Raw genomic sequence first — 13,356 nt, 5'->3', positions numbered from 1 at the left:
CACAAACGTTAAGAGCGCCCAAAGGGCGCTCTTTTTATTTTTGGTTCTGTGTAATCTCGCGTCTATTATTTGAATATCTTGTCGATACTTCCTTGAGCGAGCGGATGATATCCACCTCGAGCTTCTTGATAAATTGATTTTGCCCACTCTTTCTTGTTATCAGAATGATCAGACAATGATTGATACAATGGTACGATAAATTTACGTCGACCAATGCCCTTCAAATACTCCTTTAGCTCCTCATTAACAATCTCATAATCATTCTTTATCGCAAGCATAAACCAGGCAAAACGAATTTCAGCATTCGTACTTGTGGTTAAATTAAAAACTTGATCAATTTGCTTCATTTTATCTTTAGACAGATCATCGGGTAACTGCTCAATAAAGTACAACCACTCATGCACTGACCAAGAATTATTTTTCAATGATTCCAATGACTTATTACCCGATAACCAACCGTCCAGTTTTACCTTTACCTTGGCAAAAGCATCACTTTGCGGATTCGGCGAGTCTTTCGGTAAGCCAGGTTCATAAATCCACTCATTGACCTTTTCCATGCTGACAATATTGGGATATTTATTAATTAGATGCTCTTCCAAATATTGGACAAAATCTTCAGTGGTCAACGACTGGAAAGCATGTTCATTAAAATATTGTTTTATGAATGGATCAAACTTGTCACGTCCAAATTGTTCTTCAAGATACATTAAAAATAGCTGACCTTTCACATAAGGAACACCAGAAAAAGCATCGTCGGGATCTCTTCCTTCGAGAGGCAGTTTTAATCGAGTATCGTCTTTTGGCAAATCCTTTAACTCATGCTTCAGATCGGTTACTCCCAACCATTGCTCCATGACAGCTCGTTCCTCACCAAAGACTTCTTCCATCACTCGGTTTTCAACGTAACTGGTAAACCCTTCGTTTAGCCATAAATCACGCCAAGTCGCGTTGGTGACCAAATTACCCGACCAAGAATGCGCCAGTTCATGAGCGATGAGATTAACTAAACTTTTGTCTCCAGCGATGACCGTCGGTGTTATAAACGATAATCGTGGATTTTCCATGCCACCAAATGGGAACGCAGGAGGTAAGATAAGAAGATCGTATTGTCCCCAGCGGTATTCATCATATAGTTTCTCATTCGCTTCTATCATTTTTTGCGTGTCGTTAAACTCTGCAACTGCCGATGCCAAAACCGATGGTTCTGCATAAACGCCTGTTTGCTTTGACATTGCTTGATAGTCCAAGTCACCAACGCCAATCGCAATCAGATAAGGAGGAATTGGCTGAGGCATTTCAAAGTGATACTCACCATCTTTTTCTTCGTTTTTTGAGTTATCAGCGCTCATCACAGCGAGCAACTCTTTAGGGGTGCGAATGGTTGCTGAGTAAGTCAAACGCATGGATGGCGTGTCCTGGACTGGAATCCAGCTTCGTGCATGAATTGCCTGAGATTGGCTGTACATAAATGGATGCTTTTTACCCGCTGTTTGATTAGCGGTTAACCATTGAAGGCCAGAGGCTTTCGGCGTGGAAGCATAATATACTCGAACTCTATCCGCCTGTGATGGAAGCGAAATTGTCAGCTTTGCCCCTTGTACAGCATCTCTATCACTTAACGAGAAATTGGCCTTCATCCATTTCCCACCAACCCTTCGCTCTACGTCATGAATGATGAGATCACGTGTATCTAATACCAATTGCTTTGCTGAATCATCTAACCATTTAAGATGATGCTCAACGTATCCATCGAGTGAACGTTGCTCAAACTGAACCGTCAAATCGAGATGGATGTTCTTAGAAACAACGGATGAAGTATTGGCATAAGAAACTTCATCAACTACAGATGCATACGAGAGATGCGTGACAATCACCATTGCCACGCCAGAAATGATCTTTCTAAACATAACCTACCCTAAATAAACCTTTGATTTTATTATATAAAACATTCGGATTACGAGCTTATACAAGCTCGTAACACGGATCGTATTCATCACTTCCGATTTTCATCCGTTTTTGCTCGACGAATGAACGAAGCAACTTATCGAGAGAATCCATTATAAATTGCTCGCCTTTAAGTTTGAATGGCCCTTTCTCTTCAATTGCCGCAATTCCATCGGCTTTAACATTTCCGGAAACAATGCCCGAAAACGCTCGACGCAAATGCGCGGCCAATTGATGCACTGGCTGATTTGAAGACAGATTAAGCTCAGCCATCGCTTCATGATTGGCTGGGAAGGGTTGTTGAAACTCATAAGGAATATGCAAGCGCCAGTTAAAGAAAAACGCATCCGACTTATCTTTGCGATACTCTCGTACTTTCCGGACTTCAGCGTTGATGTGCGTTGCAACTTCTTCTGGATTACCAATAATCACAGTCATTAAATCCGTCGCTTCTTTACCGAGAGTTAACTCGACAAATTTATACATCTGATCAAAATACTCTCGGCTTTCTTCCGGTCCGGTAAGAATCAAAGGAAACGGCAAGTCTTTGTTTTCCGGATGCAATAAAATACCGAGTAAATAAAGGAGCTCCTCAGCAGTACCAACGCCACCTGGAAAAATAACGATAGCGTGAGAAAGACGCACGAAAGACTCCAGTCGTTTCTCTATATCGGGCATGATGATCAGCTTGTTAACAATTGGATTGGGAGCTTCTGCCGCAATAATACCGGGCTCAGAAATACCGATAAACCGTGAATCGACAATCCGTTGTTTCGCATGTGCTACAGCCGCACCTTTCATCGGTCCTTTCATTGCACCAGGACCGCAGCCAGTACAAATATCAAAGTTTCGTAGACCTAAATGGTAACCTACGTCTTTTGTATAATCGTACTCAAGGCGATTAATCGCATGTCCGCCCCAACATACCACTAAATTTAAATATTTAACCGGATTCAGCACGCCGGCGTTTCGCAATATATGGAAATTAGCGCTAGTAATTCCATTGGAATCATCCAAGTCAAATTGACCACTATTCAGCACTAAGTTGTGCGAATAAATTAAATCGCGCAGCGCGGAAAACAAATGCTCCTGAATCCCGCGAATCATTTCACCATCAACGAAAGCGTCCTCAGGTGCATTAATAATTTCTAATTTAACACCGCGATCGGTTTGCAAAATTTTCACATCGAAATCACGATGTTGCTCAATGATATGCTTACTGTTATCGGAGGTATTTCCTGTATTTAATATAGCCAGAGCACACAAACGAAATACACGTTGTAGCTCTTCATGATTTGCATCGGTTAATAATTCGACTTCATATTTTGATAAAACATCCAAGCTTCCAATTGGATTAACAAAAGTTGATATTCTTTTACTCATTTATTTCTCTTATAAATTACTATCCCAAAATTTAGGTAAACGATGTTTACTGGTGGGAAATTAAACCATGCAACCAAACTAACGGTTTAATTTTAAATAGATAGAGGAGACTTATTAAATCTCGGCAATAGTTGTTTGGTTACGTCCATTTTCTTTACTGTGATAAAGCGCTTGGTCGGCTTTTTCAATCCACTTTTCATGGCTTTGTAAGGTATCTTTAAACTGACACACACCAAGGCTTATTGTAAAGTTAATTTTTTTATCCTCGTGAGTAACTGTGAAGGATTCGATTTTTTTACGCAATCGCTCTGCAAAGATTTCTGCACTCTCCGCTTTAGTATTGGGTAAAAAAACAACAAACTCTTCACCGCCGTAACGGCCGGCCATATCTGTCTTGCGCACTAATTCCTTTAGTAAGAGTGCGGTTTTTCGAATGACCTCATCACCCGCTTGATGTCCATAAGTATCATTGACCTTTTTGAAATGGTCAATATCAAATATGATGGCTGTCGACTCCGTTTTATAACGACAACACTTTTCATACTCCTTTTCAAACAGCTCTTCCCAATAGCCCCGGTTGTATAAACCAGTCAGCCGGTCGGTGCGACTTAAGTTTTCTAACTCTTTGTTTAATCGAGTTAATTCTTTCTTACTCGTGGCAATATCGGTCACATCATAAATCAATAAACACACATGACTGACGTCGCCACCAGCCGACATTATCGGAATCATTGTCGCATTTTGATACATAGTATCTTCTGTACCGGTAATTGGCCGATAATTTTTAAACTTAAACAAATAAGGCCGCTGCTCCCAAGTGGAAAAGGCACGACTGTGCAACATAAAAACAGAATCGATTTTATGTTTAAACCAAGCTTCTGGAACTTCGGGAAAAACCTCAAAGATGCTCTTGTTTTTTACCTCAGCATCGGCTTTACCACTATGATCCTGCATGAAGCGATTCCAAGTTTGGATGGTATAACCTGAATCAAGAACGACCAATCCAACATCCACATTGGTCAACATATCCATCATCCAATGGAGTTCATTAATTTCTAAGTTATTTGCGTCTGTCAGGCTCATGATGAATAAAATGATACTCGCCGATTCAACTCTTCCATTGAATCTTCACTAAACAAGATTAATAGATCACAATTCACATCGTAGTTTTCGATGGTGTAGTGTATTTCAATCGCTAATGTCTCTTTCCAGCTCACATTTTCTGGATGAATAAGCTCAGCAATATTGCAATGACGCCCTAAAATAACTGGATGCCCTTGACTGAACTGAACATCTAACTGCGCAGCAAACGTCTTTAAAAATGCTCCAATGAGAATACTGGCAATGTCCATTAATAATTCCAGTTCAACATTTTCGTCTAGAGTTCCTTCAAACCGCATTAACTTGGCAATATCAGCAAAACTTGAATCATTAAAAATCAGTAATGCCTCACCCGATATGCCATTACCGATAAATCCCTGACAGACAGAAGAGACGGTGTCTCGATTTTCTATGGCCAACAGCGCCATTTGCAGATCGCTTACTTCAATATTGTTAACGGATGGAATGGGTAACACGATAAATGCATCTAATAACCGCGCCAAAATTTCGGCCGCTTTTCCCATTGAAACATTGGCGACTTCACGATAACTATCGCGTAGCGGAATGTTAAGATTGTCTAAGAATTGCTCAGATTGCGGAGTGTTTTCAGTCGTCTCCGCCAATAAGCCGTATTCGTCCAAAATCATGGCCAACTGGTCGGCATCCGCGGGTTTTTTAATAAAAGACAGAGCTCCGAGCGACGCCACTCTCTCCTGAGCTTCCTTTTGAATATCTCCAGATATGACAATGACCATGGTCTTGAGTTGCTGCTTAAAAATCGTCTCAAGCACTTCATACCCATCCATTTCAGGCATGGTCAAGTCGAGAAACAGCACTTCTGCTTTTCCGTCTTTAATGGCTTGCAAACCCTCGACCCCATTTGTTGCGAAGGTCAGCTCAACATCCCAATTGCTCGGCAAGCTTTTTACAATTTGTTTGCGAGCTAACGTTGAGTCGTCACATATGGTTACTGGAATTGTCATTTAAAGTGCCATACACCGCGAAATGAGTCCTATGTATTTCATTTAAATGTAGGCAGAAACTCTCAATAAATCAAAGTGATAATTGCATCATCAGAGGATCGCACAAATAAATCAGAAGAGTGGTGTTAAGCTGAGTTATTTAAATGATAAATTCTTCAAAAAATCGTGGAATGTCGAGTTTTAAGTCTTCACCACGATGACTGCGTTTTATCTCGTCTTTTTCAAACGCTCTGGAAAGATCAACATCGACTGGTTCGACGTAATGTTGCTGTTTAAGATTATAAAACACTTTAACCAACGGCCGTAACGGATTCGCCGAATTCGAACGTATGACAACGCCTATTTTACCTCGTGACAACTCAACAAGTGAGCCAACGGGATAGACCCCCATACATTTCACAAATTTACCAACTAGCTCGGTATCGTATTGTGATTCGGTATTTTGCAACATGATCCGAAAAGCCTTGCTCGATATTTGACCGTCTTGATAACATCTGTCTGATGTTATCGCGTCGTAAGTATCAACTATCGTTGCCATCCTTCCATACAAGCTAATTTGCTCTCCGATCAATTTTCCAGGGTACCCAGAACCATCGAGAAACTCGTGATGCTCACCAATCACACATCGTGCTGTATCTGATACGTTCGGATCATTCGCTACCGCTTCCAAACCATATTTAACATGCTCTTTAATGTGCTCGAACTCTTCTTTAGTTAATGGGCCAGGTTTGTTAAGGATTTTTTCATCGACTTTTACTTTTCCAATATCGTGCAGAAAAGCGCCCAAGGTCAATTCACGTGCAACCTCTCTGGAGAGCTCCATATGTAATGCGAAGGCAGCCATCAGCAAAGCAACATTTATCGAGTGCTCAAGTAAGTATTCATCCTTGTGTCGAATCATAGTCACCAAATGCATCGAGTCGGTATCTTCCAACAAACCATCAATTAAGTTTTCTGACAATACTTTAAATTTCTCAACATCCAAAACTTCCCCTTTTGACCAATTTTGGATCGATTTTTTTAGGACTTTCTTTGCTTCGCGATATATTTGATGAGCTCTGGTACACTGCAATTGGAAATTTTCTGGCATTTTTTCATTAAGAGCGCTTTTTTCCAAATCACTAGAGCTTTGATTGGTTGATTGTTGGCTCGGCTTTTTCTCAGCTTTTAAATTAATTTGCTTGCCAGTATCGACAATGACGGTTGAGACACCCGCGCTTTTTAACGCCTCTAAAGCTTGCTCAGAGGTAATCACTCCTCGTTGACTAACCTTTTTCACTCCCTCTTGATCGGCAATCGCCTCAACATACATCCCAACAACGAGATCATTAATATCGATTTTCTTTAGCATTAATTCTCAATGTATTATTATACCTACCTGAACATTAAGTTTATCAGACTTCTCTAATTTCGCATTTTTTCGACAATATTCGATTTTTCTATTGCCTAAAGGCGTCAGCCCTCTAAAATAGCTCTCTTGCTAAAACTAAAACGAATTAAAATGCTTAAGTTTGCCATCAATCCAGTCACCCCTTTTCAACAAAACTGTAGCCTTATTTGGTGCGATCAAACTCGAGAAGCTGCACTGATCGATCCGGGTGGAGATCTGGAGCAACTCTTATCTCTCGTAAAAGCAAAAAATCTCAATTTAAGAAAAATACTCGTGACTCATGGTCATGTGGATCATGTTGGTGGCGTTGCCGAGCTTTCAGAGAAAGAGGACCTGCCAATCGAAGGTCCGCATACTGACGATAAGTTTTGGATCGATGCCCTACCACAAATCAGTCAGCAATATGGCTTTCCGTTGGCCAAGTCATTTGAACCCAATCGTTGGCTAAACGAAAACGACACGGTTGAAGTCGGTAACGAAACTCTCGAAGTTCATCACTGTCCAGGGCACACACCCGGACACATTATTTTTTTTCATCCTGAAACAAAAATGGCTTGGGTGGGTGACGTATTATTCAAGGGCTCAATTGGTCGAACTGACTTTCCTCGCGGAGACTTCGATACTTTAATCCGGTCAATTCGTTCAAAATTATGGTCGCTGGGTAATGACGTTCAATTTGTTCCAGGACATGGTCCCATGTCGACATTTGGGCAGGAAAGACAAACGAATCCGTTTGTAAAAGACCAATAAAAAGATGGGAATATTTATGAGCAAGCCCTTAATCGCGCTTGCTCATAGTGTTAGCGAAAATGGAAATATTTCGCTATAAAAAGTTATAAACTAGATTGACCGTCGTTTTAGTGTCGGTTTTTTCCGCTCCTTCAGCTAACACTTCAGTCACATGTTGTACTTCGTAACCAACACTTAAAGCTAACGAGCTATTGATGTTAACATTGAGCGCCGTCATTGACTTATACTGGTCAAAATCCTCACCGAGTTCAGCCGTAAGCTCTTGCGAAAAGTTCGCATTATCTCCGATTTTAGTTGAATATTTACCCCCCAGACGAGTAACCTCTTCTTCCACAGCAACAGTACTGTCCCGTTCCTGAAAACGTCGTAAACCGTAACCAATTTCAGCGTGTAAATCGACATCATCTTCTTTGATAAAGGTTCGACCATAACCGAGGGAAAAGTTGCCTATGTAATCTTTATCGGTAAAAGTCTCGTCAGCGTAATCTAATAGAGCATACAAGTAAGACCGCTCTGTAAATTTATAATCGGTTTTTGATAGAAAGAAGGTTCTATCCGCTGTTTTCTGAGTCTGAGTATTACCATCAACAACCACTTCACTCTCAGCAACAAAGTATTCCAGTTTAAATTCCTGGCGCCACTTTTCCGGATCGTATAGTAGATTAATTTTACCGTTAGTCGATGATGTTTCTGTGTTACCTGACGTCGAAACAATACCGAGTTCAGCTTTTCCCTTCCACAATGAATCATCTTCCGCCGCGACTGTGCTGGCAATAACAGCTGAGACTAACAAGCTAAGTGCTTTCATCTTATTTTATCCTTCCGCAATTTTTGCGCACATCATACCAAAGTCAATTGGTATGTGTTAACACTCTTTTAGTCAGAATGAGTACCAAGATGGATTTACAATCGGATTAACTTTCTAAGCAATCGTTTACATTTGAAATGCGTAACTGAACTTGGCGAAAAATGAGCGTTGATCTTGTTTAATATTTGTAAAAGACCCATCTTGATATCCGTGACTGGAATACCCAAGAAATATCAAAGTTTGCGGATTAACTTTGTACGAATAAATTAGCTGAGCGGACTCGTCTTTAACAACCGGATCAATCGTATCAACCAAATAGGAAGATAGATCAGACACCACCCGATATCGCTCATTATACAGAGCAGGATTACGCTTTAGAACGAGATATTGATAGGACAATTTCAATCGATGCCGGAGATCAAATTGATAGGAAAAGCGCAAATCGGTCAGTTTCGCGTTAAATAATTCTCCACCATCAACATCCAACCAATCCTTTACATGACGAACTGTTAGTCGCATATGGCGACTGGGTAGCCACTCAATTTCCGGACTGATAGAGTGCGAGGTTCCTAACTGAACATTATGAATATCGACCTTATCACCAGTATTTACTCGAATACCCACTCGCCACTGCGCTATCGGCCGAATAAAAAGCCCCGTCGAATAAAAAGACTCATAGAAGTATTCACTCAGATTAAATGTATCAAATTCTCCCGATGGCTCCGAGTTTGGATCGTTAATGTCAGTTAATCGCTCCAATTCAAACTGATTTTCAACAAGTCGCTCTCGTCGGCCTCCTCCAATCCATGCATTAAACTGCATTTCGCCATAAAAATTGATCCAACCTTCAATTTCTTCTTCCAACTTTTTACCTTTTTGATCTTCCGTTTGATCATAATCCGTATAAACATTAAGTCGGTTTAAGAAGGAATTATCGTCTAAATACCAATTATGTTCGAGATAACCGAGCGAACGCCGAATATCAACCTGACTAATAAAGCCTAAATCCGCGCGAAACTCTTCGCCAAAATTAATATGACTGGCGCCCCAAACCCAATCCTCTTCCTGGTGGCGATAGACAATGGAATAAGCTTGATCATTTGTCTTAATAATAGAATCAGTCGAGTCTTCTTCTGGAGTTTTACTTTGAGAATCGATTAATTGATACTGCACCCAATCTTTATCTGATATCCAAAAACGTCCATCCGTTGCGATAATTTGATTTTCATAATCAGTTGCCGATCGATGAGTGACCAACGCACCGACTGAATGCTTATTACCCACATCCATTGTCCAACGTCCTATAGCAATATTGCTCGCCTCATCATCGAGATTGCGGATAGACGATCCTTGATTACCAGGTACTAGAAAACTGGTTTGAGTATCGTCGGCAAGAATAACGCCATAAGCGTGCCGGTTTGATTTTCCAGTTAGCTTTACGCCAAAGTCAGGATCCGCGATATTTCGGGTATGAATTAAATTGTTCGGCGACTGAAAGTAATCGGCGCCATCGAGAAAAAAGGTTCTTTTCTCAGGAAAAAATAATGAAAACTGTTGGTTAACCGAGAGTTGTGCAGCATCAGCTTCGACTTGCGAAAAATCGGGATTAATTGTGGCATTCAAATAAACATCTTGATTAATTCCCCAACGAATATCCGCTCCTAAGTCAAATTCCGTTCCGTCAGAATTCCATTCTTTGGACTCACCTAGATCTCGATACTCAGAGTTTGATAAAGTAAGTGTCGGTATTAGGTCAAAATTATTGGTATTCTTTACCGTTTGTACACCTTCAATTTTATTCAAAAAGCACAAACCACATGGCGAGCCGCGCTCTCGAATAATCGTTGAAAAACGATATCGATGCTCCCTGGGATAAAACCGAATAAATTCAATCCCCCAAATTTGATGCTCGAGACCCTCATTAAATCTTAGAATTCGCAGTGGAATGACCATTTCAACGGTATATCCCTCGTTGTCGATGTGGCCTGCACTATCCCAAATACCATTCCAGCTAACATCTTCTGTGCCATTAACTTCGTTAATGACGCTATCTGACTGTACGCCAAGTGGATTAACGAAAAACTGATAAGCCCGTCTTTCATCGTTAAATGTATCAACCATTATGCTAACTTGATCGTCATTCCATGAACTGTCTCGATCGTTGAAAAATGCTCGGATATCTTGCGGATTAGGATCGTAAGCTTTAAAACCGATGTAAAGATTTTCGCCATCTTCAAAGTAAAATGCCGTAGTTTTTACTTTTGCAGGTAGATTATCACCGGGAGAGTTTTCGTAAACCAGCTCCACAGACTCCGCTTGACGCCAAACTGACTCTTTAAGCTTGCCATCGACTTTGATTGAATGTTTAAGATTTGGGAATTGATGATCCGTTGGTACATGTCCTGCGAAGACAAAAATAGAAAGAGACAGAGTAATCAGCGCAAATAAAATACGAAACATAAATTCTAAAAAAAACTCATTTTAATCTTGCCGTTAGTCTAAGCCTTTGAGATTAAAAGGCGAGTTTTAATTGTTTCGAAGTGTTACACACCTTCGGACACTTTATCACCATCTCTTTTGAATAATAGACGAAGTTGAATAACTAAAGACTACTTTTACAACTCTCCAAGCTTTTTTATGCGCGTTTGAATGGCATCAATTTTCTCAGCTAACAGAAAAACAACCAGCTGAGTCACAAAGTATAACGATCCCAATATTAAAATAAGTGATTGGTTTTCAGTAAACCCGCTTGAGGATAGTAAACCAACGTAAATAATGAAGCTCCATAGTATTCCAGTCCAGCACTTTAGCTTATCCGAAAAAACTCCAATTAATACAGACTGCATCAGACAACAATACACTATTAGCCAAGCACTACCATTAAAATATTCAATAAATATAGATAGGATTGATAAAATAGCCATGATGGTAAACTTATATTCCCAGTTGCCATAGCGAATATCAGACGGTACTTTCATCTTGTAGCGATACAGAATCATTGAAGCTCCTTTAGATAAAATAATTGATTTCGAGCCTTTGCTTTCTATTGCTGAGTAGCATTCCTTAGCTCTCCTTCACTCTTAGTAGTCTGACACGCATAACTTTTATTACTTCGTAAACACCCTTATTATTTTAGCTATTATCTATGGCCAACATTAAGCAATTACTCAACCACACGCACAGCACCGAGATCAGCACTGGCTGCCATCTTAGCGTAAGCTTTTAACGCACGAGAAACTTCACGCGGTCGTTCTTTTGCTTGCCAGGGAGTTTCTTTCTCTTGCTCTTTACTACGTCGAATATCAAGTTCTTCTTCACTCAAAAGAAAATTAACCTGTCGATTTGGAATATCTATTTCAATCAAATCCCCCTCTTTTACCAACGCAATCGCACCTTCATTCGCAGCCTCCGGTGAGACATGACCAATCGATAACCCGGAAGTTCCTCCAGAAAAACGACCATCAGTGATTAAGGCACAGTCTTTATCAAGTCCTTTCGATTTTAAATAACTGGTCGGATACAACATTTCTTGCATACCCGGTCCGCCTTTTGGGCCCTCATAACGAATGAGCACAACATCGCCAGCAACTACTTGATCTTCTAATATGGCTTTAACTGCTTCATCCTGACTTTCAAATACCCGAGCTGGACCTTTAAATTTAAATATTGATTCATCCACCCCTGCCGTTTTAACAATACAGCCCTTGGGCGCTAAATTTCCAAATAACACAGCTAACCCACCATCGGCACTGTAAGCATTTTTTAAAGAACGAATACAACCTGTTAACCTATCATCATCAACACTATCAAAATGTGTATTTTGACTAAAAGCGGTTTGTGTCGGAATGCCTGCTGGCCCCGCAGAATAAAACTCCCGTGCCTGAGTATTTGACAAACTCCATTTATCCAACTGTTTTGCTAAAGTGTCACCCGTTACGGTAATTTGGTGAGTCGTTAATAATCCACCAAGTGCGAGTTGCTCCATGATCGACATAATGCCACCCGCGCGATGCACGTCCTCCATATGATACATTTTGGTTGCCGGTGCAACCTTGCATAAGTGTGGTGTACTACGAGATAGTTCATCAACGTCTTTCATAGAAAAATCAATTTCACCTTCATACGCAGCAGCTAATAAATGCAGCACAGTATTCGAAGATCCTCCCATAGCAATATCGACTCGCATGGCATTGATAAAGGATGAGCGGTTTGCAATATTTCTTGGTAAGACCGACTTATCACTTTCTTGATAATAGCGTTTGGTTATCGCAACAATACGCTCACCGGCATCTTCGAACAATTGTTTACGTCGGCGATGCGTGGCTAATAAACTTCCATTTCCAGGTAAGGCTAAACCTAATGCTTCCGTTAAGCAGTTCATTGAATTTGCAGTAAACATACCGGAGCAAGAACCGCAGGTAGGACAAGCGCTGCGCTCTAGTGTTTCGCAATCGTCATCGGAGACGGATGCGTCAGCCGCAGCAACCATTGCATCGACCAGATCAACTTTGAGTTCTTGTTCAGCGAGTCGAGTTTTACCCGCTTCCATTGGACCACCTGAAACAAAAATAACAGGAATATTTAATCGCATCGCGGCCATCAACATACCTGGAGTAATCTTGTCGCAATTAGAAATGCAGACCATAGCATCGGCACAATGAGCATTAACCATATACTCGACCGAATCTGCAATAAGCTCTCGTGACGGCAAGCTGTAAAGCATGCCATCGTGTCCCATGGCAATGCCATCATCGACGGCAATTGTATTAAATTCTTTCGCAACGCCACCCGCTTGCTCAATTTTTTTAGCCACCAATTGACCTAAATCTTTTAAATGAACATGGCCAGGAACAAATTGAGTAAACGAATTACACACTGCAATAATTGGCTTACCAAAATCATTATCTTTCATTCCGGTCGCTCGCCAAAGTGCGCGAGCGCCTGCCATATTACGACCGTGCGTTGATCGTTTCGAACGATAATCTGGCATAAGCTAA

At 40.8% G+C, this 13,356-nt stretch carries 10 protein-coding genes; 1 reads left to right on the top strand and 9 read right to left on the bottom strand.

Annotation, left to right across the window (positions count from 1 at the left end; all coding sequences use genetic code 11):
• Window positions 1–65: 65 nt before the first annotated feature.
• The 5 genes from FAX86_RS18055 to FAX86_RS18035 all read right to left on the bottom strand — a co-directional run bounded on the left by FAX86_RS18055 (window position 66) and on the right by FAX86_RS18035 (window position 6,762).
• A complete protein-coding gene (locus FAX86_RS18055; RefSeq protein WP_144394884.1) occupies window positions 66–1,907 on the bottom strand; it encodes a M1 family metallopeptidase in 1,842 nt (613 codons plus the stop codon).
• 55 nt (window positions 1,908–1,962) lie between these two features.
• On the bottom strand, window positions 1,963–3,327 hold the full coding sequence (ppnN, locus tag FAX86_RS18050) for a nucleotide 5'-monophosphate nucleosidase PpnN (protein WP_144394883.1): 1,365 nt from the start codon (window positions 3,325–3,327) through the stop codon (window positions 1,963–1,965).
• Between the two features lie 114 nt (window positions 3,328–3,441).
• Window positions 3,442–4,410, bottom strand: coding sequence for a GGDEF domain-containing protein (locus FAX86_RS18045; protein WP_246128660.1), 969 nt, complete (start codon window positions 4,408–4,410; stop codon window positions 3,442–3,444).
• Window positions 4,407–5,411 (bottom strand): response regulator, encoded by a 1,005-nt coding sequence (locus FAX86_RS18040; protein ID WP_144394882.1) that lies wholly within the window; start codon window positions 5,409–5,411, stop codon window positions 4,407–4,409. Before FAX86_RS18040 ends, FAX86_RS18045 begins: the two co-directional genes overlap by 4 nt.
• A gap of 139 nt (window positions 5,412–5,550) precedes the next feature.
• Window positions 5,551–6,762, bottom strand: coding sequence for a cyclic di-GMP phosphodiesterase (locus FAX86_RS18035; protein ID WP_144394881.1), 1,212 nt, complete (start codon window positions 6,760–6,762; stop codon window positions 5,551–5,553).
• Between the two features lie 150 nt (window positions 6,763–6,912).
• Here FAX86_RS18035 and FAX86_RS18030 point away from each other — a divergent pair, with 150 nt between their 5' ends.
• Complete coding sequence (locus tag FAX86_RS18030) at window positions 6,913–7,551, top strand: MBL fold metallo-hydrolase (protein WP_144394880.1); 639 nt, start codon at window positions 6,913–6,915, stop codon at window positions 7,549–7,551.
• A gap of 73 nt (window positions 7,552–7,624) precedes the next feature.
• Here FAX86_RS18030 and FAX86_RS18025 read toward each other — a convergent pair whose 3' ends face one another.
• The 4 genes from FAX86_RS18025 to ilvD all read right to left on the bottom strand — a co-directional run bounded on the left by FAX86_RS18025 (window position 7,625) and on the right by ilvD (window position 13,349).
• Window positions 7,625–8,359 carry a DUF481 domain-containing protein gene (locus FAX86_RS18025; RefSeq protein WP_144394879.1) on the bottom strand — a complete coding sequence of 245 codons (735 nt, stop codon included), beginning with the start codon at window positions 8,357–8,359 and terminating at the stop codon, window positions 7,625–7,627.
• 126 nt (window positions 8,360–8,485) lie between these two features.
• Window positions 8,486–10,819: a carbohydrate binding family 9 domain-containing protein gene (locus FAX86_RS18020; RefSeq protein ID WP_144394878.1), complete on the bottom strand. Its 2,334-nt coding sequence runs from the start codon at window positions 10,817–10,819 to the stop codon at window positions 8,486–8,488.
• Between the two features lie 155 nt (window positions 10,820–10,974).
• Window positions 10,975–11,358 (bottom strand): hypothetical protein, encoded by a 384-nt coding sequence (locus tag FAX86_RS18015; protein WP_144394877.1) that lies wholly within the window; start codon window positions 11,356–11,358, stop codon window positions 10,975–10,977.
• 164 nt (window positions 11,359–11,522) lie between these two features.
• Window positions 11,523–13,349 (bottom strand): dihydroxy-acid dehydratase, encoded by a 1,827-nt coding sequence (ilvD, locus tag FAX86_RS18010; protein WP_144394876.1) that lies wholly within the window; start codon window positions 13,347–13,349, stop codon window positions 11,523–11,525.
• Window positions 13,350–13,356 lie beyond the last annotated feature (7 nt).

Origin of the sequence: Pleionea sediminis (genome assembly GCF_007570825.1) — a bacterium.
GTDB lineage: Bacteria > Pseudomonadota > Gammaproteobacteria > Enterobacterales > Kangiellaceae > Pleionea > Pleionea sediminis.
This window is presented reverse-complemented; position numbering and strand designations above follow the sequence as displayed.